Below are 23,393 nucleotides of genomic sequence, written 5' to 3'. Positions count from 1 at the left end.
AGACCACGGAGAAAGGCAAGATCAACCAGAGTACGTTCTAAAGAGCTGGATCCCGGCCTTCGCCGGGATGACGAGCGAATAAACCCCGTCATCCTGAACTCGTTTCAGGATCCAGCTTTTCTCGTCCTTGATCCGTCATCCGTCATCCGTCATCCGTGAGCGAAGCGTTCTTTAACTGAAAAGCGTGGCGGTAATATTATATGGGTTATCAATAAACAAGGCTTTTGCTCTCGCATCACCAAATTCCTTAGCAACAATCGCTTTAGCATGACTCAATTGCGGTGGTCTGCGCTTCACGCTATGTGTATCGCTAGCCACTATTTGAATAATGTCTCGTTCCAAATAATGTAAAGCAAGCGCTTGGCAATCAGCACCAAACTTCCCCTCGATAGACGACGCAGTCAGCTGAAACCAACAACCAAGTCGTACCAGAGGGTTAATCTTTTTAGGATCACGCAATAGATCGCGGTTACGCTCAGGATGGGCAATGACAGGGGTAATATTGACGCTCTTTAAATACTTAACCAGCATGTCACACCCCGGCGGAATGTGACTGTGAGGAAGTTCAAGTAACATAAACTGCTTACCTTCATACTCACCGTATAAAGGCAGTTCGTTCTTTGCGAGCAAAGCAATAATATCCGAATCCAAGCGCACCTCAGCACTGTAAGCTAATTCAATATCGATACACGCCAGTTGAGCACATCGTTTTAACTCTTCAAAGACAGGGGAAATATTGCCTTTAAAATTATCAAAGCGTCCTAAGTGCAAGTGAGGCGTAACCACCATACGGGTTACGCCATCTTGCGCCGCAAGATCTAACAAGGTTAAAGCCTCATCCATATCTTTGGCGCCATCATCTATACCCGGCAGCACATGAGCATGAATATCAATCATGCGCTTTTTAATGGCTTAACGTTGCTACTAGTGATCTCTTTGCTGCTAGCTTCTTGCACATCACCATAAGAATATTCACTGTAATAACCATGATAATAATCATGTTTATCCATTTTCTTGGTATCAACCTGATTCAGTACTACACCACCGATACGCGCATTAGAAGCGACCAATCTGCCTAAACAAGCTTTAACCACGCCAATGCGGGTATCGTCACTCTTAACCACATAAATGACGGTATCAACCTGACGGGCAATCACCAATGAATCGCTGACCGCCTGTAATGGCGCAGTATCAAACAATACACGATCAAAATTGGCTTTTAATTGCTCAAGTACTTGGTTAAATCTTGCAGATGCTAACAATTCAAGAGGGTTAGGCGGTAAGAAGCCACAAGGCATTACGCTAATACCTGAAGTCTCGTCATGATAAATACACTCTTCAAGCGTGGCAGTACCAGCAATAAAGTTTGATAAACCAGGATGATAAGGCTCAATACCAAAACGCTTACCAATACTCGGTTTACGCATATCAGCGTCAACCAAAATGGTCTTATCAAGCTGACCTAAGGCAAAAGCAAGGTTTGTCGCAACCGTTGACTTACCTTCACCAGGCACCGATGAAGTCACGGCAAGCACTTGAGCTTGCTTATCAAGCTGGGTTAACACAAAGCTGGTACGCAAAGTCCGCACCGATTCTGCAAAACTTCGCCCTTGCTCTTGATAAAAGTGATGGACATCAAACAGGCTATTCTTGGCAAGTGATACCAAAGGCAGTAAGCCCAGCATCCGCATTGAGAGTTTATTCTCAATATCCATCGCCGACTTAAAGGTATCGTTAAGCGCCTCAACCAAAAAGGCCATCACAATGCCAAGGCCAATCGCAGCCACAAACGCCAACATGACAATCAGCGGTTTATTAGGTTTAGCGGGAATGTTAGGGGTAAATGCACGGTCGGTAAAACGGGCAACTGCTGCATTAAAATCACTGGTGACTTCCGTTTCTTTAGAGCGCGAGAAAAAGGTGTCATAGATTTTACGGTTAGTATCAACTTCGCGAGACAGCTTGCGGTACTCAAACTCTTTCGCTGTTAATTGTTGATATTGAGCCCTAATACGCACTAATTCAGCTTCAAGCGCCGTTACGTTACGCTTACTAGAGTTAAGTTCTTTCTCAACACCAGTCACCAAACGCTTAACCTGCTCGGTAAGATTTTGCTTTACGGTCGCGAGCTCAGCATTTGCCGCGATCATCATGGGGTGTTTCGGCCCATACTCCTGGCCAAGTTCAGACACCTTCTGCTCAACAGCAATCAAGGTTTGCTTCACATTTTGGATAACAGGGTGTGAAGTGATCTCAGTGATAGACTCAAGACGGTCTATGTCATCACGGCCATATTCATCAATCACTCGCACAATGCTTTGTAGCTTGTTCATCTCATTTCGAGTAACAACTAACTGCCCAGAGGTTTGCTCTAACTCTTGTGAAACAAGCCCTAGCACGCCTTCGACGTCAACGAGGTTTTCACGCTCACGATACGCTTGTAATTTGCCTTCTGACGCATCTAAACGAACACGCAGATCAGACAATCTAGTCGTTAACCAGCCAGCCGCTTTCTGGGTCAGCCCCATTTTAGCGTTCATGTTCTGTTCAATGTAAACCTCACCCACGGTATTGGCGACTAATGCAGCCATTTTCGGGTCACTACTTTCATAAGTAATGTTAACTAGCTGAGTTTTACGCACAGGGCTAATCGTCAAACGCTCAGAAAAAGCATTAACGAGCTCTTGTAGTTCAAAAGCCGCCTGTTCATCGGCCGAAAGTTGAACAACTTCTTTTTTAGGGATAAACGGAATTGAATCTTTTAACGCTTTAATATCATCAACAAAAGAGGGTTCAGAGAGAAAATCTTGATGATTTTTCAGATTAAGCTTTTGCACTACAGCCTGAGCAATATTGCGTGACTTTAAAATTTCAAATTGCGTGAGATAATACTCTTTACGGTTTGAATCAAGGCCGTAAATCTCTTCAAACGAAACCGCTTTAGCTTGGTCAGCCTCAATCAGCAAAGTCGCCGTAGCGCGGTATTGTGGGGTAATATTTAACGCGACCACGGCAGCAAGTGCAGCAACCGTGAACGCTAATAGAACAATACGCCATTTGTATTTATTAATGACCTTAATATACTGACGTAGATCAATCACCTCTTCAGCATTAGGCTTGTTGCCGGACTGTTCGGCTGACGAATTAAGCGCCGAGGGAAATGGTGTACTCATTAGAAAAACCTTTGCTCGATTGTGATGGTGTCGCCGGCATTAACCACATGATTAAGGGAGGCATTAATATGCTGATCTTTTTTGCCTTCCGGCGATATGATTATTTTGTCTTGTGAGCCACGCTCAGTTAACCCGCCACCCAAAGCCACAGCTTGATTGACTGTCAAACCCGGTTGATATGGATACCCACCCGGCTTTTTAACCTCACCGTGAATGTAAAATGGGCGATATTCCACTACATGCACATACACATTAGGATTCTTAAGATAATCGCCCTTCAATCCCTTAATAATAACTTGCTCAACTTGGGTAAGGCTCATCCCTACCACCTTAATTTCACCTAAGAATGGGTAATTGATCTTGCCACTATTACCAAGCAAGGTTTCAATAGATAAATCTTCGTGACCAAATACTTTAATCGCAACTTTGTCGCCAGCACCCAGCAGATAAAGATCTTGCGCCCAACTAACAGGTGCAAGCAAAAGTAAAACAAATAGATACAAACTTTTCATTAATTGACCTTAAAACCTCGACATGCACAATTGTGCATGTCGAGGTGGTGTAGCTAATATTGGGTTTACCCTAATCTAGGATTATCCTAAATTCAGGATCACAACGACGCTGTAAAATTAACTCCGATAATGCTCTTATCGTATGCGATGTTATCGCGATTAGAGTCCTTATCAGTCATAGATACATACAGTGAAACCCCTAACCAGCGACGCAGTTCAACATCAACGCTGGCGTTAAGACTAAATGTTTCATCTTGACGATTGGTATTACCCTTGTAGTCTTCTTGCGTATAGTTGGCACCTAAGTTAGTGCTGACCATCTCGCTCCAATCATGGGTCCAATTAACGCCATACAAGGTTGCATCGATGTAATCACCCTCAGTGTTCGGATCACGTGCCATACGCGAAGTCGTTAGCATAAAGCTTGAATAAGTCAGTGGTTGCCAAGTCACTTCAGCATTCCAGCTTAAACCACTGAAATCCTCACGGCCGCTACTGGTAAATGCTTTATGTTGATAACCCAGTTTTACCGAACCAGATGTGAGTGCAGTTGCTTCCCATGTAACCCCAGCCAGAGCGAAGTAATCATCAGAGTCACGTGAGACAGTATTGGTTTTAAGCTTGTCATAGCGGATAGCATCACGGCTTAATTCGATAAAAGCATCGGTGCTAGCGTTGGTAGTGTAGAAAAACGTTGAACCTAAATACAGCGAGTCGTAATTGTTAAACTCAGTGATCTCGGCATAGTTAGTATAATCTTTGTTGTAATACTTAGCGTCAAATGCAACCCGTGCACTCGATGACATAGCACCATATTCATAAGTGGCAGCGACTGTCTGCTCAACAAAAGTCAATGGTTCAGTAATACTATCACCAGTGCCTTCACTAAGACCCGTACCACGTTCTTCAGAATCCCAATTTGCCATCAAAGACACATCAAAACGTGAGCTCGAACTTGCTTCTAAATGCGTGCTGGCCGCCAAATTACCCGTAAGGTAATTATCGTCAGAACTGTCTAAATAGGTGCCAGATTCAAAAGCTGCATCAAGCTGATACTGGTTTACGCCATCATCAAGTAAAAAGTTAACCGAAGGCGCTAAAGTGTAGATACTGCTACTGGTTTCGTTATTCGATTGACTGAAAATATTGTCATCATATTTAAGCCCAGTATCTAATAGCGGAGTGATCACAACCCCAGATTCAGTTGTGTGGCCAGCAGGCTCAATAGCAAGCGCAGCTCCACTGAAAGAAAGGCCACACAGCGCAGCGGTCACTGCGCGGCTTAATGGGGTAAGAATCATTTTATTGCTCCGTGAAATCAGTATTGAATTAATAGGCATTTTTATTAACAAATCCCTTAAAAATGGTTAGAAAAATAATTTTAATGTCGAGGCGTAACGACCAGTTTTTGATGTATTGCAGATCAAACTCAATCCGTTTCTCCATCTTTATTAAGGTGTCAGTTTCACCGCGCCAACCGTTAATTTGCGCCCAACCAGTGATGCCAGGCTTAACTTTGTGGCGCAGCATATAAAACTGTACTAAACCGCGATATTCCTCATTGTGCGCGACGGCATGTGGACGAGGGCCCACAATAGACATACTGCCGTTGAGTACATTAAAGAATTGCGGCAGTTCATCCAGTGATGTACGGCGTAAAAATCGACCCAAAGGTGTAATTCGGCTATCGCCTTTAGTCGCTTGCACCACCTTGTCACTGTTTTCCATCACGCTCATCGAACGAAACTTCCACACCTCAATCTCCTCTCCGCCTAAACCGTAACGGCGCTGTTTGAACAACACAGGTCCCTTAGATGTCAGCTTTATCGCCATGGCAATAATCAACAAAGGAATGGCAATAATGGCTAATATAATGCTGCCAAACACCACATCTTCGCTGCGCTTTATCCACTGTTTTGCCCCCAAGTAAGGCGACTCAAACACACTGAGCGTGTCGATATCCCCAACATGAGCTATACGGGCATGGATTAAATTTGAGATGAAAAAGTCAGGAATAAAATGCACATCAACCGTCGTATCACCAAGGCGGCGTAAAATATCAGTAATACGCTTATCTGCTTTTAACGGTAATGCAATAAATAAGATATCAATCCGGCCATCACGAGCCAGATTGATGGCATCATTAATGTCACCTCGGACATCTAGATAGGTCTCACCAAAGCAGCTCGCTCGGTTTTTATTTTCATAAATACCAGCAAAACTAAAACCAAGCTCATCACGCGCTCTTATCTCAGTAAGCATATCTTGAGCAGAAGCCGTGGCACCAATAATCGCCACCCGTTTAATGTTATGTCCTGCCAAGCGTCGTTTTTTAATATAGAGTTGTTGCGCAACACGCCAAAACAAACTGCTCAATAGCGCGATCGTAAACCACAAAACGAGGGTGACACGAGAGAACACTTCAGTTTGTTTCAATAGAAAAACCAGTAACAGCACCAGTAAGAAAGAGCCGACTAAACACCCCCAAACATTGGTCAGCATTGAAGTAAAACGGCCAATCCGCCAAGAGCGATATAACTTGAATGTCTCTGCAAGGTATAAAAAAATCACCGAAACACATAATGCTAAAGTGGAATAAGCATGACTATGGGGGATCTTATAAAGCTCTGCCGCGAGATGTAATGATAGAAATATGACCGCCAAATCAATAAGACGATACACAGACGAATAACTATTAGAACTAGTTGAAAAAGTTTTTGAAGGACGCAATAAAAATATCTCTTTATGACAAGCTATTAACAATTAATTTTTGGCATGTAAAACTGGCAGAATATTAACACTTCTGGTAAGACTAACAATATTTTTGTTTAAAAATAAAGGGTTACACCTGTGTTACAAAAACAGGTTCTATTTGACTGCGCAGTTTTTTACCACGCTACTTACATGTATATACAGATGAACAACCTAAAAATACCAGCTAAAACAGATAAAAAAACCACCCCGATCCGTTACAAGTGTTAGTTTTGAGGTTTTAAGGTAAAGTCATTAACATCAGAACTTAGCCCTAAATCAGTAAAAATGACTACTGTGATAGTGTCGATAACACCTTCTTCACTAACTCGTAGGCTGAGTCGTGAGATCGAGATTCTGCATAACAACGAAGCTCTGGTGCATTACCTGAGGGTCTTAAATGAATTACATCATTTTTTAGAATAAAAGCGCTCTTTTAGTATCAACCAAGCAAATTTAGTATTGGTCACTAAATAGCGTTTCCACATACGGCCAGGCTCTTGAATCACACGGTACAACCACTCTAAGCCATATTTCTGCATCCAAAGTGGCGCACGTTTCACCTTACCTGCCACCACATCAAACGTACCGCCGACGCCCATGACAAAATCCACACCCAGTTTGTCTTGCCACTTATTGATGAAGTTTTCCTTCTTAGGTGACGTGATCGCGACAAATAACAGTTTTGCACCTGACTGACGGATCATATTGACTATGGCTTCTTCATCTTCCCCCTCTGTGTTATTAAAAAAATAACCATACTCACCAGAAATGGATTTACTGGGTAATACATGGGAGATGATTTATGCCGCTGTTAGTTTTGATATTGTGACATCAATACATCAACAAATTGATTTATCACCACTTCAGGCAATTGATTAATGCCAGCCGCCGCTTTACGGCCACCGCCAGTAGCAAATTGTACACAAACCTCGTCAGCACCCGTGCGGTTATTCAAAGGGGCACGAACACTCACCATATAACTACCATCAGCATTTAGTGTTAATACTGCGTGCGCTTTGTCTGGATTACGGTTAGCCAATTCATTGCCAAAAACACCACTGATACGCCTTGCCCAACCTTCACAAGGTAACTGGTATATTTCACAAGTATTATTGCTAATAAATGGCACTAATTGACTGACGTTTTGATGATCTGCTTGATAGCCCTGACGTAAGGTATAAAACACTGACTCTTCATCTGCTTCAACTGCAAATGGGCTCTCATATTGTAATAACGCTTGATACAAGACAGCAGGATCAAAGTGTAGATCCGCCAGTGACGCACCATAACCGTTATAGTTAATTAAAGTGCCCAGTTCGCATAGGAATGTACTTTGTGACTGAGTTAACCCCTGTTGCAATGCCAGTTCATCGGCTCTGCTTACCAAGTTATCCCCATAGGCTGCTGTTATCGCCCAATCGATATATCTGTTTTCCAACAATTCATTGATCAATAAGCTAGTACAAACTTCTGGGGCTGTATCCACTAATAGCGATAACTTAGCTGACACTGGTACTTCACCTGTACGATGGTGATCGCAATAAAACACTTCAATGTCATTGGCTAATATCGCTTGCAATGCTTGGGTATTTTTTTCCATCGAAATATCCAGTGCAACCACTGAGCGTGCTTGTTGAATATCAACATGTTTGAGCAAGTTATTGTCACGTTTAACCCCAGTGATCAATTGCGCCTTTTTCGGCTCGTTCAAACGTAATTGCAGTAATGCGATAATACCGTCAGCATCACCATTAAAAACATCGTAATTCATAAATATCCTAAGAGAAGCTGCGAGCTGTAAGTTTGAAGCTGATAGCTGATAGCTGATAGCTGATAGTTTTAAACTGTTAGCATACCGCCCGCTTTTAAATAATTAATCACTTGCTTGGCACAATCTTCTACAGATAACTCAGCCGTTTTAACATGTACTTCAGGTGATATAGGCGCTTCATAAGCGGAGTCTATGCCGGTGAAGTTTTTGATTTCACCACTGCGGGCTTTTTTATATAAGCCTTTAGGATCACGTTGCTCACATACTGCCAATGGCGAGTCGATAAACACCTCAATGAACTGACCTTCTGCTAATTGTTTACGCACCATGTCACGATCAACGATGAAAGGAGAGATAAAGGCACTTGATACTAATAAACCCGCATCAACAAATAGCTTAGCCACTTCACCAATACGACGAATATTTTCAATGCGGTCAGTGTCTGTAAAGGTTAAATCGCCATTTAACCCGTGTCTGACATTGTCACCATCGAGCACATAGGTTTTGCACCCCATATCATGCAGCATTTTATCCACCGCATTAGCAACCGTTGATTTACCCGATCCGCTTAATCCGGTGAACCAAAGCACCGCGGGGTTGTGGCCATGACTGAGCACACGATCTTCGTGAGTCACACTGGCTAGGTGCCAAACCACATCGGATGATTTTTCACTTTCTGTATCGACATTTTTATAAACTTGATTTGACATTAAAATCCTAATTTAAGCTGTGAGCTGACAACTGATAGCTGTAAGGTGTAAGCTAAGAACTACTTTTTAAAACGGAAACACGATGGGGATCATGACGATAACCGCCAAGCTATAGATAATAGAGACTGGGAGTCCGAATTTAACAAAGTCGATTAATTTATAATTACCGGCATTGAATACCATGAGGTTAGTTTGATAACCATAAGGGCTGATAAAACTGCCACTGGCACCAAAAGCGACAGCCATCACAAAGGGGAAATAGCTCACATCCAAACCAGAAGCGATACTAAATGCAATCGGAAATGTTAATGCAGCGGCGCCATTATTGGTAATTAACTCGGTTAAAACCAAAGTCATCAAATACACCCCGATAAAGGCGATATAAACACTTTTATCATGCAAGTACTGATCAGCAGCATCTGCAAGTAAAGCCGTGATGCCGCTATTATCGAGCGCAGTGGCTAAGCAAAGCGCACTGGTTACTATGATCCACAACTCAATGGGTAAACGACGCTTAACTTCATTCAATGACAAACATTTAGTGGCGGTTAATAAGGCCAAATAAAATAGAAAGCAACTAAATAGTGATAGCTCCAACACCACAGAACTTAATACGCTAATGGCAAAACCCCAAAGCACTATTTTCTCTTTGATACCACTGAGCATATTGGCTGTGACAACGTCACTTATCACATAGAAGTTTTTGGCCAAATTTGGTCTTTCAGCAAAATCATGCCCCACCGCCAATACCAAAAAGTCACCACTTTGAATGGCAATATCACCGAGTTTACCTGAAAGCTGCTCCCCTTCACGACGAATAGCCACCACCGCGGCATCAAACCGAGCACGAAAACCTGCGGTTTTTAATGTTTTACCGATAACAGATGCACCTGGTTTAATCACCACTTCGATTAAGTTATCCCGTAGCAAACCGTCCTCTTCAGCAAAAGTCGTTAAACCATCAAACTGACGTAGCACCTTAACCTTGCTAACATCACCAGAGAAGATCAGTTTGTCCTGCGCTTGTATCACTTCACTTGGCGCAATAGGCGTAATAAGTCGTCCTTGACGGATGATCTCCACTAAAAACAAGGACTCTAAATTACGTAAACCATTTTCCTCAACCGATTGACCACAAAGTGAAGACGCCGCTGTTACCTCAGCTTCTACAAAATAGTGATGCAGTTGCTGTTGTTCAATATCACTTACAGGTAAAAAACGGATTGTCAGCGCCATAACGCTTAAACAACAAATTAACACCACGATGCCAACTTGGGTAAAATCGAAAAATGAGAAACCAACCTGCCCTCGCTCTAATAGCATGGAGTTAACGATTAAATTGGTCGAAGTGCCAATTAACGTCAATGTGCCACCTAGTATCGCGGCATAAGAGAGCGGGAGTAACAGTTTGCCAGGATTGATCAAGGTATTATTTTTTACCGGATTGATCAATGTGACCACAACAGCAGTATTGTTTAATAACCCCGAAGCTAATGCCGTACCCACTAATGTTTTGAAGTAACTCTTGGTTTTCGATCCGTTAAATAATATCGCCGACAAACGTCTTAATAAGCTGGTACGTTCAAATGCAAAGGAGCTAATCACCAGCAGTAACAAGGTGGCTAAACCCGGGTTGACTGCATTATGTAATAGCTCATCTTTGCTAATAAAAGAGAACCCTAAACAAGCTAAACAGGCAACTGCAAACACGCGTTCAGGGAACTTTTGAAATGAAATCAATCCTATTAACGTACCAACGAAAATAGCCATCACAGTCCATTGTTCTAGATTCATAAAATGACCGATAAGTTGTTAGCCGTAAGCTGTAAGCTGATAGCTAATCCCTTCATATCTTCTGCCAAAACAGTAGGGTATTAAACCCTAAGCGTTTTTTGACAAAGTAAACAGCGGCAAGGTTTTGAAATGCCAGGCTGGTTGCAGTTGCTATGGCGCAACCGGTAACACCGTAGCTCTTGGTTAGTAATAAGGTTAATACCACAGCCATAATGCCTGCTACTAAGGTAATATTACGCATATCTCGCTCATGGCCTGACATGGTCAGTAGATAACCCACAGATCCCGTGACCACATTAATAAACTGACCTAACACCAAAATTTGTAATAACCCTGCGGCGCTGACAAAGTCTTCACCAAATAGCTCCATTAAAAATTCAGGGAATATAAACATGAATGACACAATCGGCACGGCGGACAATATTAATAACCGCACCGAAAACAGGGCGGTACTGCGTAAGCCTTGCATATCTTTACTGGCATGGAACGCGGCAAACTTAGGTGCTACCACTAAGTTAATCGCCATCAAAATAAAGCTAGTCAACATGGCGATACGCATGGCAACAGACAAATAGGCTACGTCTTCCGCCAATAACCACATACCCGCTATTAACGGTCCTATCCATTGCACCGTTTGCCCCATCATGGTGATCAGCCAATTCGATTGAGCACTAGTCCATAGCGCTTTGGTATTAGGCAATAACTCTTTGTTGTCTAACAGTTGGTTATTTTTAGTAGAACCTTGACCTTGTTGATTAAGTCCCTTCGACCATATTGTGTAAAATATAATTGATGACACAATTAAGGCTATTGAAAATACAACACTCACCTCAGTGGCTGTCGATATGCTAAACACTAAAATAGCCACTGAAGTTAATACAAGGTGCACAATATTTTGGCAAGGTATCGAAGCCGTTAACCTTTGCTGCGCTTGTAAACTCATTGCGAGTAGCGTCACAATAGAAATACCAAATATCGCAGGGGCTATCGCTTCTAATGTAGTTATCATCTCAGGTTTACTAAAACCATACACAGCTAAAGGCTCTGCCATCAAATACAACAACACACTCATCAATGCAGCCAGGGGCAAGGTATATTTAAATGCATAATGTAATATGGCTGTAATTGACTTACCCTGCTGCTGTTTTGCTGCAATACCTGAGAATCGCAAAATTGTATTCTCAAAACCAATTCGGCAAAAAGCAGATAGAAACATAACCAAAGCAAAAGCTAGAAAAAAGTAACCCGACTGTTCAGCACCTAGATGCCTTGCCACTAATAGATTAAAAATGAACGCCATGCCAGCGCCTAATACACGAATAAAGAGTGCTATAAATGCATTGATGGCTGTATTACGATGTTCACTATTAGCAATGACGTTTTTTATTTTATCTTTCATTTGTTATTAAGACCTAAGTAAGACTAATAACTCTTTGGTCTTTTCTTCCATCAACGGAATGTTTTGACGTGATTCAACATTTAAACGAACTACAGGTTCAGTATTTGATGAACGTAGGTTAAAACGCCAATCCCCAGCTTGCGAAGAGAACTCTAAGCTAATACCATCTGTTTCATCAACAACTAACGCATCAGGTTCGTATTGTGCGCGAACCCTTTCGATTGCTTCAGCAGGGTTTACCAGTTTTGAGTTGATTTCACCTGACGATGGGTAGGCTTCAATGCGTTCTTTTACTGTCTCTGACAGTTTCATGTTTTTAACAGACAGTAATTCTGTAACAAGCAACCAAGGGATCATGCCTGAATCACAGTAAGCAAAGTCACGGAAGTAATGATGTGCGCTCATTTCACCGCCATATACCGCGTCTTCTTTGCGCATACGTTCTTTAATGAAAGCGTGACCCGTCTTACACATGATAGGCACGCCGCCATTCGCTTCTACGATATCTATCGTATTCCAGCTTAAACGTGGATCGTGGATAATTTTAGTGTCGCTTTTACCTTGTGAGGCATCTTTTTGTAAAAATGCTTCAGCTAGTAATCCAACAATATAATAACCTTCGATAAACTCACCATTTTCATCAAACAAGAAACAACGGTCAAAATCACCATCCCATGCAATACCCATATCAGCGTTATGTTCGATGACTGCATTGGCAGTATCTGCTCGGCAATCATGCAATAAAGGATTGGGGATACCGTTCGGGAAGTTTCCGTCTGCTTCATGATGAACTTTAATAAATTCGACAGGGATATTTAATGCTTGAAAACGCTTTTCTAGTTCATCTACAACATGACCTGCCGCACCGTTACCCGAGTTAACAACCAATTTAATCGGTTTGATATTAGTGGGCGTGATGTAAGTCATTAAATGGTCGACATACTCAATCAAGGTCGATTGCTGCGTTAGTGTGCCACGTTGATCTTCAACTACTGACGCAAAGTTATTTGCTTCTGCTAATTGTTGGATTTCACGTAGGCCACTGTCACCACTGATTGGTTTTGAGTCTTCACGCACTAACTTCATGCCGTTGTAATCCATTGGATTATGACTTGCAGTTACTTCAACACCACCATCTATGCCAAGGAACTTAGTCGCAAAGTAGATTTCTTCAGTGCCCGTCATGCCAATGTCAATAACATCAACACCCGCGTCCATCAGCCCATTTGCTAATGCAAGTTTTAACTCTGCAGAGGTAAGGCGTACATCGCCACCGACAACCACTTTTTTTCGTGCAGCTTCCGACAACTTATGTTCCGAAAGCGCTAGTTTTGAAAACAAGTACTGTCCAAATGCACGGCCAATACGGTATGCAATGTCATTGTTTAGTTCTGTGCCTAACTGACCTCGAATGTCATAGGCTTTAAATGCAGTTAACTTATCAGACATGTTGATTCACTCTACTCTCTATTTTCTATTTTCTAATGGTGCTGACTTGCTACTTTATTAACGAACTCAAACACGACCATATTTGTCTTCAAAACGGACGATGTCGTCTTCACCTAAGTATGAACCTGACTGCACTTCAATCAGCTCAAGCTCTATTACACCTGGGTTTTCAAGGGCATGAATGGTACCGATAGGAATATAAGTCGATTGATTTTCTGTCAGTAACAAGGTGTTATCGCCATTGGTCACTTTGGCAGTACCAGAGACCACAATCCAATGCTCGGCGCGGTGATGGTGCATCTGTACTGAGAGCTTGGCGCCGGGCTTGACGGTAATACGTTTAGCTTGAAAACGCTCACCATTATCTATCGAATCATACTTACCCCAAGGGCGGTACACTTCACGATGAGAAGTCACTTCACTACGTTGCAGCGCTTTAAGCTCATTGACAATGGTTTTAACCTCTTGAGCCTTATCTTTATGGGCCACTAAAACGGTGTCTTTAGTGCTCACAATCACTAAATCATTAACACCAATCGTCGCAATGAGTTTGTCATCACTAAGGATCAGAGAGTTATGACTATCAACAGTCATGACATCACCTTTGCAAGCATTACCATCTTGATCCTTGTTACTGATATCCCACAAGGCACTAAAACCACCAATGTCGTTCCAACCTGCGACAAGAGGAACGACGACAGCGCAGTCATTATCTTGTTGGCACATTGGTTCCATCACCGCATAGTCAATCGAATCATCAGGACACGCAGTAAAAGCTGCGGTATCGACACGAATAAAATCGCTATCGTTTGCTTGACCGAGCATGGCTAGTTGACATGCGGCATAGATTTCAGGGCTACATTGCTTGAGCGCATGTAAATAGACACTGGCCTTGAACATAAACATGCCACTGTTCCAGTAATAATCGCCACTGGATAGATATTGTTGAGCCGTGGTGAGATCGGGCTTTTCAACAAAACTATCAAGACTAAAGGCTATTTGATCTTGCTGGCTCGCCACTATGTCACCGCGCTTAATGTAGCCATAGCCCGTTTCAGGCTTATCCGCGACTATACCGAAGGTGACTAACTTGCCATTAGCAGCATGCTCTTGTGCGTGCTTTACCGCCGTTTGAAATGCACCAATATCTTCAATCACATGATCGGCGGCAAGCACTAACAGTATCGCTTCATCAACACCACTATTTTGTTGTTGCTCAAGGGCTTTAAATGCCGCTAACGCGATAGCCGGCGCCGTGTTTCTACCAACGGGTTCTAGAAATATGCCAGAGTGGGCCACATTCAATTGTCTAATTTGCTCTGCTGCAATAAAGCGGTGCTCTTCATTGCAAATAAGCATGCAAGGCTGGTGCTCTATGCCCTCTAAACGTGACAGTGTTTGCTGCAACATGGTTTGCTCACCATGTAGCGACAGAAATTGCTTAGGGTAGTTGCCACGAGAAAGCGGCCATAGCCGAGTGCCGTTACCGCCAGCCATTATTACGGGTAAGATCATAAGGTACCTTGTTACTAAAATACTTTACATATAAAAAGAAATGTACATAAAAGTTTAATGGATACATGAATGTTTGAATGGTGCGTTATAAGACACAGTCCAATTGATACTCTTTAAATTTCTTATTCACTAAAGATTGAATTTGTGACTTAAAATGTTCTGTTGAAAATTGTTCCGCATGCTCTCTTATTAAAACAGGATTAAACTTCATTGTTTCAAATATGTTGATTGCATCAGATAATGAATCAACATTCTGCTCTTTAAAGAAAATACCACTAACCCCCTCTTTAACTGTTTCAAGAGCTCCGCCTTTGCCAAAGGCTATAACAGGTGTACCACATGCTTGGGCCTCGACAGGGACGATGCCAAAATCTTCTTCAGCAGCAAATACAAAAGCTTTAGCATGAGACATTTTATCTTTTAATACACTAAAACTCTGGTATCCCATCAGTTCAATGTTACTCGTGGCTTTACTTTTTATCTTATCCATATCAGGACCATCTCCAATTACAACTAACTTTCTATCAGGCATATTTGAGAACGTCTCGACTATGAGATCAATCTTTTTATAAGGTACCATTCGTGAACAAGTAAAATAATAATCATCCTTGTTTTTAACGAGATCAAATTCACCAACTTCAACATTTGGATATATAACATCCGCATCTCTGCGATAGAACTTCTTAATTCTTCGTGCTATAAAATTTGAATTCGCAACAAAATGGTCTACATAAAATGAAGAGGTGACATCCCACTTCCTCATCCTATGTAGGAAATATTTAACTAAAAAGCCCTTAACGCCTTTATCAAAGCCACTTTCTTTTAAATACTGATGTTGTAAGTCCCAAGCATAACGCATAGGTGAATGACAATAACAAATATGCAACTGATTAGGACCTGTTACAACCCCTTTAGCTACAGAAGAACTACTACTTATAACTAAATCAAATTCTGACAGATTAAAACTTGATATAGCTAAAGGCATAAAAGTGAAATATTTTTTATAATCTTTTGATTTTGGTAATTTCTGAATAAAGCTGGTAGTTGCAAACTTTCCTTTTAGAATAATATGTCTTTGCTCGTCAGATAAGAAATCTACAGTTGAAAAAACTTCCGTTTGTGGATATATATTTACAAGTTCAGAAAGTACTTTTTCAGCACCACCAGATTCAACTAACCAATCATGTACAATAGCTACTTTCACTTTACTCAACCTACGCAATTTAAAATTGAATTTATATCATTAAAATATTTATCATAACAAAATTCACGATTATTTAGGTTGACCACGAACTTTCTATTTACTAACTGAGAAAGCACCTCGTCAACATTTCTAACTTCCATATTGAAATAACAAGCATTACCAACTTGCCGACCAAAACAGGATAGACTTCCTATGTCATTTAAAAGGATCTGTTTCTTATACTGTGCGGCCTCCAATATAGTCATCGGTGCATTTTCATACCATAGCGACGATAAAAATAACAAGTCTGATTGTAAGATATAATTTGAAATTTCAGTGTTCTCAATACGTCCTACAAACTTTATTATAAAGTTATTTTTAAACCTACTTTTTAAAATTTCATATTGAGGGCCATCACCAACAATTATTATATCCTTAATGTATTTTGAATTTTCAACCTGATCTAAAAACTCTAAAACACCTTTATCATCACTTAACCTACCTATATATAACAAGGATAACCGATCATCATACTCAACTTTAAAACTTGCTTCTAATGGTTTGATTAAAGGATTTCTTAATAGTTTTACGTTTTTGTGTACTGTTTCTATTTTCCCCAACAGAAATGTTGATGGTGCAGTTACTACATCAATATTTCTATGCAGTTTCAATAGTTTATAATTTAAAAACCACTGCACTTTACGTAAAGTTGAATAAACAGCACCTCTCCTATCTAATCTTTTTGTTAATAAGTCTTTAAACGTAAATCGTTTGAAATTATACCCATTTTTCTGTTCAAAAAACTGAAATGAGGGGTTTGCGCACACAAGATGAAAATCATGCGCTGTATAAATAATTTTCACATCGGAAAAGTATTTAATAGCCAATATCGAAGGGGATAGCAAGTGATAAAAATTATGAATCCACACAACATTAATTTCATTTTTTCTAACAAACCTTAACAACCCAATCAGTGCCTTTATATTAAATATATAACTAAGTGCATTAATCTTGCTGCTTTGGTAAACATACTTATAAACGTTAATATTTTTTGACTTTAATAATTTAAACTGTTCATTAAAAACAGTTTCTGCACCACCATTTTTTTCAAAATCATTTACCAGTAATATATTCACTTACCATACCTATTCTTATAGAAAAACATGAGCATTAGTGGTATATATATACCAAAACCAAACATAGGAAACACTGCATTTAAAGAACCTCTTAATGTAATTACAATAAAAGCAACCGAGGTAGAGTAAAGTACCATAGTGTAAATATCAAAAATACTAATACTGTACTTGTTGGAGTATATTTCTAAACGTTTAAATTCAAGGTAAGTAATTGCACGTCCAAAAAGGAAAGCTCCAATTACAACACCAATTATTCCGAAATTATAATAGAGTTCAGATGGTAATGGGTTAGATAAATTATTATAATAATATGAAAAATACTCACTAATTTCAAAAGATGTACCATATGGTTTTTCAGGCCATATCGCCCTAGGGACAAAAAAGAATACGACCCCTAAAAAACCATATCCATATGAAAAATCATTACTATCAAGATACAGAATTGTTTCCATGAATAATAACATTGCATCATAATCAATATGTAAGAATTGGTCATATATATTAATATTAGCTATTTCATTAAGCACACTATAACCATCTTTGCTAATGTATTTGATAAAAGGAAAAACTAAAACCAACGCTATTGAAAATAATAGGAAATTTATTATTTTCACATTGAAATCACTCATTCTAACAAATGAAAAATAAATTGCCAACAGTACACCTAATAGTGTAAATCGTGGTTGTGCTAATGGAAAATATGCAACAAGCAATAACGCCGTAACTATAAAAAGGATCTTTATTTGATTAGAGTGAAACCTGTTTATTGTTAGCACAGTAAAAAATAAAATAAATACTAGCATTTGGATAAATACTTTAAACCCACTACGTTCTATTATAACGTCTTCCATTCTTCCTATAAAAAAATCACCAAACCCATATGCGGCCATAAATATCAACAAAACTATCGGTGCGACATTCGTAATTCTAATCATATAAAGGAAATCTTTATCTTTACTTTTATATTCCCTACTTACATGTTTTTTATTATTTCCTAACATAAAAAACACCTGGAAATAAATAAGAATTAAATACCCTTTAGATAAATTATCCTCACTAATATAATGAACGCCCCAAGGATAAATTCCATTGTATTTCTGAATTAAAAAAGGGATCGCGAAAAATAAAATGAAATAAAAATAGTACAAAAGCGTTAACGCTGATTGGTTCTTATTTAAAAAAAAACAAATCAAACCTGAAAGAAGTAGAAACACATATACTAATTCATATACTTTGTAATTTATCACTCCGGTTAACTCCACCAGAAGAAAATAAAGTAGCAGAGGAATTAACATGACATATAACATTTCTTTTATTTTAAACAAACTAAACCCTTACCGGAAATTTTTCTCGCATCACTTTATTGAATCGTTTTGTAAACTCTATAAAACCCCATACAAACGCCAAACAGTGAAGATAATAAATAACGAATTAAAAAATATAAACCTCAACTATTATGATAGGGATTAATTGAGATATTATTGTCTACTTAAAATTTCATAACTCTCAATATGACAAACCCTATTACTTTCATGTGGAAGTGACATATAATCTTTATCAAACATCTTTTCTAAATATACATCAATATTATTCGGTGCGAAGACCATAAAACCATTAAAGTCTACTTCTTTTAGTGGGAATATTTCATCTTCTTCAAATATTGCACGATGAAAAGGCGTTTCGATCCCCGCTGAGTACACTCCATTATTAGAGAAACTCATAACTCTAAGCTGTTGATTCTTCGCCCAGTAAAGTAATGGTATAGGTAATATCCTCCCTATTGTTCCCATAATTTTTTTCAACATTGAAGGCATTGACGTAAATGAAGCGTATTTACATTTATATAACATTGACAACAATCTTTGAGAACGCCTTACAACATAATTATTTGAATACTTATCATAAGGAAATATATCTAAAAAAATACCAAATGATACATCGGTGACATTATGTTCTATATCGTAAGTCTCTTTAACACGGCTATGTGTGTACATTAATTTACATGGAATATTAATCTTTTTATATTTATCATTATTATCAAAAGTTACTAACTCATATCCTTCCCGTCCTTTATAAGTCGTTATAAATTTTTCATAATCTGCCCTTTTCATACATATATCAATATCGTCATCCCATGGGATAATTTTACCATGGCGTTTATAACCTAATAATGTCCCTGCATCAATCCAATATTCTATATTATTCGCTCTACAGAATTCATCTAGTTGATTAAGTAACTTATATAAAACATCATGTAATGGCTTTAAATCTAAATCACTCATTATTCACCTTTACATCAATAACACTACCATTGATATTTGTTAAAAAAGACATAAGTGAAACTTTTGCTACATCTTCACTTTTCAAAAGGGTTTTTTGATCTTCATTTCCAAAGTTTTTAGTTCTCATTGGTGTATTCGTTCTTTCTGGATTAATACAATTAATAGTTATACCATCGTGATACCACTCTTCAGATAATGCCTGCGTTAAATTTACTATTGCACTCTTCGTAGATGAATATATAGAATATGAAGATCTACCTCTGGTGTATGAGCTGGATGTAAATAACAAAACTTTACCACGTGATTCCTTTAAATATTCATAAGAGCTCTTCAGAATATTTATAACACTCAAATAATTAATGTCCACCGACGATATCACATCTTCCATTGACATGTTAAATAATGGTTGTTTGTCTAGTTTTGCTGCAGTAATAATTATCTTATCTATTCGTCCGTGAGTTTTATAAATCTTTTCAATAAAGTTATTTACATCAGTATAATTGGTTATATCAATTCCATTCTCACTACGTGACAGACTATAAACATTATGGGTAATTCTCATCAACTCATCATGAAAACTTTTTCCTATACCGTACGAACCGCCTACTATGAGGACAACATCATTTTTCATTGCTTCATTAAGTTTAGTTACATTGTAACGTTCAACTATTTCTGTAGTTTTTAATTGGAATAACTTGTCAATTAAAAACAAATCTTGCTTATGAGTTAATTTGATATTTGTAACATCGCCTTCAACCACATAAATATCTTCAACTGGCAGGTATTTCTTCACAACACCACAATCATCAGTAGCCAAAAATTCTGGATCTGACAGTGCATATTCATAAGCTTTTTTAATTACACTTCTTTTAAATGCTTGAGGAGTTTGTCCATTCCACAAATCATCCCTGTTGGGTATATTGTTAATTAAGCCATTAGAACAATTTACTATTGTATCTGTAGCTTTGACTGCTACATCGACAACATTATTTTTACACAATGCACTAACTGTATTGTTAATTATGATATCAGTGACTAATGGGCGAACAGCATCATGGAAAATTAAATTGCACTCAAAGTCATAGCTATTAATTGCTGCCATACTAGAATCTGATCTTTCTTTCCCACCTAAAAGAACTTTTTTAACTTTACTGAATTGATTTTTCAACACTAAATCATCAATCAAGTGTATTGATTCAGAGTTAGATATTATACAAATTTCATCAATAGACTTATTATTTTCGAAAACGGCTATTGTATGTTCAATAACCATTTTACCTGCAACTTTACTAAACTGTTTTGGCAGTTCAGAACCAAATCTACTACCTTTCCCACCAGCTAAAATAACCGCTATATTCTTCACTATTTAATTCCTAAATGTGTTTTAAGTTCTTTTTCTTCTTCTAGATACTCAAACTTCTCTACGTCTTTTTTGTAGAACTCATGAAGAAGCTCAAACGTTTCTTTAGTATAATAATCCATATAGTTATATGTTTTAGACTGATTTTCTTTTCTACTTTCATTTCCGTTTGACATTTTAAAACCTAACTTAGATTCCAAATCGATAATATCATTAGAATAATCCTCTAGCTTACCAATATAATCTATCTTTTCTGATTGATTATAAACCAAGTCAGACTGTTTCATAAAGTGGCGTTCTGCCAGATTATTGGGGATGACTACTATTAATTTTACAAACTGTTCGAAACTAATTTCTCTATTTATATAACCGCCTAAATAAGATGAATATTCGAAACCTAAACCATCATTGATTTTGTCGTTATCCAGGAATTTGTTAATGTATAATGAAACAATTCTTTTATATGGATTCCTTACAAACGTGAAACGAAAATATTTCCTTTGCTCTTCTGATAATACTTTTGTAATTAAACCTTTCTCTTTTGTACGCTTATGTATCTCTTGGTAATTAATATTCTCGCCATCAAACTCATCATTTAACGCTAGGGTTCGTTTAAAAGTGCTGCAACCACATTTAGAATTAACGATGTATACTATTTTTTTTTCATCATTAACTACATAATCAATAGAATCATAATAGCTGTTAAAAACTGAATGAAATGAAAATCTTAGGAACTGTTTTAGTTTCTTAGCACTGTCCCAAAAAGCTTTGCCGATAATTAGTCTTAACATTAGTATTTTATACACTCCACGACATGACAATCCCACTCAGGAAAACACTTCCTAACATACGCATTGAGCTCAATTTCAGCCTGCGTATAAACACGAGCTTCGAGCTTTGAGCTGCGAGCCTCGCTCACAGTCGTTTTAGTGATCATCCCCGCACCAACAGTCACGTTAGTTAAGCGGTCAATCACTACAAACGAACCCGTGCCTTTCACGTTGTTATAAACATCTATCACTACAGGGCTTGAAACGTGGACATTACAAGACGCAATCTCGTTAAGTTGCATTGCATTAACTTCAATCTGCTTAAGCGTGTTCACGTCTATGCGGTGATTAATGCTTCCTATGCGGCCGTAGGTGTTTTTAGTGCCAACTTTGAACTCGTATTCTTTACCCGGTTGCAGTGCAACCTCATCCATCCAAACGATGGTTGCTTCGAAGCTGTCTGACGCTGTTGCTAATTGATTAGATTTAACGAGTACATCACCACGGGAAATATCGATTTCATCATTGGTGGTAATGGTTATCGCTTGACCAGCAAACGCATTGGTTAAGTCACCATCTGCAGTCACTATACGTGCAACTGTTGACGATTTACCCGATGGCATCGCCGTGATCACATCACCGACGCTAATCACGCCAGCCGCAATCGTGCCGCAAAAACCACGGAAATCCAGATTCGGACGGGTAACAAACTGCACAGGGAAACGGAAGTCTTCTAGATTTTTATCTTCATTAATAGTGACTGAATTAAGCAGCTCCATCAACGTCGCGCCAGGATACCAATCCATTGATTCAGACTTGTTTACTACGTTGTCGCCTTTTAAGGCTGAAATCGGTACAAAGCGAATGTCAGGAATGTTCAAGTCTTGCGCAAAGGCTTTATAAGCCGATTTGATCTTGCGGTATTCAGCTTGGCTATAGTCAACCAAATCCATCTTGTTTACCGCGACGATTACGTGCTTAATCCCTAATAAGGATGCGATGTATGAGTGACGTTTAGTTTGGGTTTGCACTCCATAGCGCGCATCAATCATCACAATCGCGAGGTCACAGTTTGATGCGCCCGTTGCCATGTTACGTGTGTATTGCTCATGCCCTGGGCAATCGGCAATAATGAACTTACGGCTTTCGGTAGCAAAATAGCGGTAAGCCACGTCAATGGTAATACCTTGCTCACGTTCAGACTGCAGGCCGTCAACTAATAGGGCTAAGTCAAACTCACCATCTGTGGTGTTGTATTTTTTAGAGTCGCATTTAATCGCGGCCATGTGATCTTCGAAAATCAGTTTGGAGTCATGTAACAGGCGACCAATCAGGGTTGATTTACCATCATCCACATTACCGCACGTTAAAAAGCGCAGCATGTCTTTGTCTTCATGCTTTTGTAAATAGGCTTCAATATCTGTTTCTAAAAGCGTTTGTTCGGTAGTCATATAAATCCTAGGAGAAACTGTAAGCTGCTAGCTATAAGCTCATTTAATTTCGGCCGTTGCGGTGATATCTATCTTTTGATTTACTTATAAAAGATAAAGCGGCTCACCACGGAGAACACTGAGGGACACGGAGT

At 39.1% G+C, this 23,393-nt stretch carries 20 protein-coding genes; all 20 read right to left on the bottom strand.

Annotated features, from left to right (window positions below):
• Positions 1 to 171: 171 nt before the first annotated feature.
• Entirely contained in the window at positions 172 to 897 is a 726-nt protein-coding gene (locus tag FN961_RS14670; protein ID WP_144040927.1) for a tyrosine-protein phosphatase, read from the bottom strand.
• Positions 894 to 3,173 (bottom strand): GumC family protein, encoded by a 2,280-nt coding sequence (locus FN961_RS14665; RefSeq protein WP_144040926.1) that lies wholly within the window; start codon positions 3,171 to 3,173, stop codon positions 894 to 896. Before FN961_RS14665 ends, FN961_RS14670 begins: the two co-directional genes overlap by 4 nt.
• Positions 3,173 to 3,685, bottom strand: a complete 513-nt coding sequence (locus tag FN961_RS14660) for a polysaccharide biosynthesis/export family protein (RefSeq protein ID WP_144040925.1) — start codon at positions 3,683 to 3,685, stop codon at positions 3,173 to 3,175. Before FN961_RS14660 ends, FN961_RS14665 begins: the two co-directional genes overlap by 1 nt.
• Before the next feature lie 98 nt (positions 3,686 to 3,783).
• Positions 3,784 to 4,986, bottom strand: a complete 1,203-nt coding sequence (locus tag FN961_RS14655; RefSeq protein WP_144040924.1) for an outer membrane beta-barrel protein — start codon at positions 4,984 to 4,986, stop codon at positions 3,784 to 3,786.
• Between the two features lie 28 nt (positions 4,987 to 5,014).
• On the bottom strand, positions 5,015 to 6,415 hold the full coding sequence (locus FN961_RS14650) for an undecaprenyl-phosphate glucose phosphotransferase (RefSeq protein ID WP_144040923.1): 1,401 nt from the start codon (positions 6,413 to 6,415) through the stop codon (positions 5,015 to 5,017).
• Between the two features lie 313 nt (positions 6,416 to 6,728).
• Positions 6,729 to 6,842 (bottom strand): hypothetical protein, encoded by a 114-nt coding sequence (locus FN961_RS14645; protein ID WP_229814776.1) that lies wholly within the window; start codon positions 6,840 to 6,842, stop codon positions 6,729 to 6,731.
• A gap of 4 nt (positions 6,843 to 6,846) precedes the next feature.
• Positions 6,847 to 7,209: a WecB/TagA/CpsF family glycosyltransferase gene (locus FN961_RS14640; RefSeq protein WP_280525064.1), complete on the bottom strand. Its 363-nt coding sequence runs from the start codon at positions 7,207 to 7,209 to the stop codon at positions 6,847 to 6,849.
• Between the two features lie 41 nt (positions 7,210 to 7,250).
• The gene (locus tag FN961_RS14635; protein ID WP_144040922.1) at positions 7,251 to 8,210 is read right to left on the bottom strand and encodes a DHH family phosphoesterase; all 960 of its coding nucleotides are present in this window, start codon (positions 8,208 to 8,210) and stop codon (positions 7,251 to 7,253) included.
• Between the two features lie 68 nt (positions 8,211 to 8,278).
• Positions 8,279 to 8,920: an adenylyl-sulfate kinase gene (gene cysC / locus FN961_RS14630; RefSeq protein WP_144040921.1), complete on the bottom strand. Its 642-nt coding sequence runs from the start codon at positions 8,918 to 8,920 to the stop codon at positions 8,279 to 8,281.
• 66 nt (positions 8,921 to 8,986) lie between these two features.
• Positions 8,987 to 10,714 carry an SLC13 family permease gene (locus FN961_RS14625; protein ID WP_144040920.1) on the bottom strand — a complete coding sequence of 576 codons (1,728 nt, stop codon included), beginning with the start codon at positions 10,712 to 10,714 and terminating at the stop codon, positions 8,987 to 8,989.
• Positions 10,715 to 10,766: 52 nt separating this feature from the next.
• The gene (locus FN961_RS14620) at positions 10,767 to 12,113 is read right to left on the bottom strand and encodes an oligosaccharide flippase family protein (protein WP_144040919.1); all 1,347 of its coding nucleotides are present in this window, start codon (positions 12,111 to 12,113) and stop codon (positions 10,767 to 10,769) included.
• A 6-nt stretch (positions 12,114 to 12,119) separates the two neighbouring features.
• Complete coding sequence (locus FN961_RS14615) at positions 12,120 to 13,562, bottom strand: phosphohexomutase domain-containing protein (RefSeq protein ID WP_144040918.1); 1,443 nt, start codon at positions 13,560 to 13,562, stop codon at positions 12,120 to 12,122.
• 66 nt (positions 13,563 to 13,628) lie between these two features.
• Positions 13,629 to 15,077, bottom strand: a complete 1,449-nt coding sequence (locus tag FN961_RS14610; RefSeq protein ID WP_144040917.1) for a mannose-1-phosphate guanylyltransferase/mannose-6-phosphate isomerase — start codon at positions 15,075 to 15,077, stop codon at positions 13,629 to 13,631.
• Between the two features lie 85 nt (positions 15,078 to 15,162).
• Complete coding sequence (locus FN961_RS14605) at positions 15,163 to 16,281, bottom strand: glycosyltransferase family 4 protein (protein ID WP_144040916.1); 1,119 nt, start codon at positions 16,279 to 16,281, stop codon at positions 15,163 to 15,165.
• A gap of 5 nt (positions 16,282 to 16,286) precedes the next feature.
• Positions 16,287 to 17,396, bottom strand: a complete 1,110-nt coding sequence (locus FN961_RS14600) for a glycosyltransferase family 4 protein (RefSeq protein WP_144040915.1) — start codon at positions 17,394 to 17,396, stop codon at positions 16,287 to 16,289.
• Positions 17,393 to 18,397: an O-antigen polymerase gene (locus FN961_RS14595; protein WP_144040914.1), complete on the bottom strand. Its 1,005-nt coding sequence runs from the start codon at positions 18,395 to 18,397 to the stop codon at positions 17,393 to 17,395. Before FN961_RS14595 ends, FN961_RS14600 begins: the two co-directional genes overlap by 4 nt.
• A gap of 477 nt (positions 18,398 to 18,874) precedes the next feature.
• Positions 18,875 to 19,678 (bottom strand): LicD family protein, encoded by an 804-nt coding sequence (locus tag FN961_RS14590; RefSeq protein ID WP_144040913.1) that lies wholly within the window; start codon positions 19,676 to 19,678, stop codon positions 18,875 to 18,877.
• Positions 19,671 to 21,041: a bifunctional cytidylyltransferase/SDR family oxidoreductase gene (locus FN961_RS14585; protein ID WP_144040912.1), complete on the bottom strand. Its 1,371-nt coding sequence runs from the start codon at positions 21,039 to 21,041 to the stop codon at positions 19,671 to 19,673. The genes FN961_RS14590 and FN961_RS14585 overlap by 8 nt, the downstream gene beginning before the upstream one ends.
• Complete coding sequence (locus FN961_RS14580) at positions 21,041 to 21,829, bottom strand: sulfotransferase family 2 domain-containing protein (RefSeq protein ID WP_144040911.1); 789 nt, start codon at positions 21,827 to 21,829, stop codon at positions 21,041 to 21,043. Before FN961_RS14580 ends, FN961_RS14585 begins: the two co-directional genes overlap by 1 nt.
• Positions 21,829 to 23,259, bottom strand: coding sequence for a sulfate adenylyltransferase subunit CysN (gene cysN / locus FN961_RS14575; RefSeq protein ID WP_144040910.1), 1,431 nt, complete (start codon positions 23,257 to 23,259; stop codon positions 21,829 to 21,831). Before cysN ends, FN961_RS14580 begins: the two co-directional genes overlap by 1 nt.
• Positions 23,260 to 23,393: the final 134 nt, after the last annotated feature.

It is taken from the genome of Shewanella hanedai, assembly GCF_007197645.1.
GTDB lineage: Bacteria > Pseudomonadota > Gammaproteobacteria > Enterobacterales > Shewanellaceae > Shewanella > Shewanella hanedai.
The sequence above is the reverse complement of the archived record's forward strand: the minus strand, read 5'-3'. Positions and strand labels throughout refer to the sequence as shown.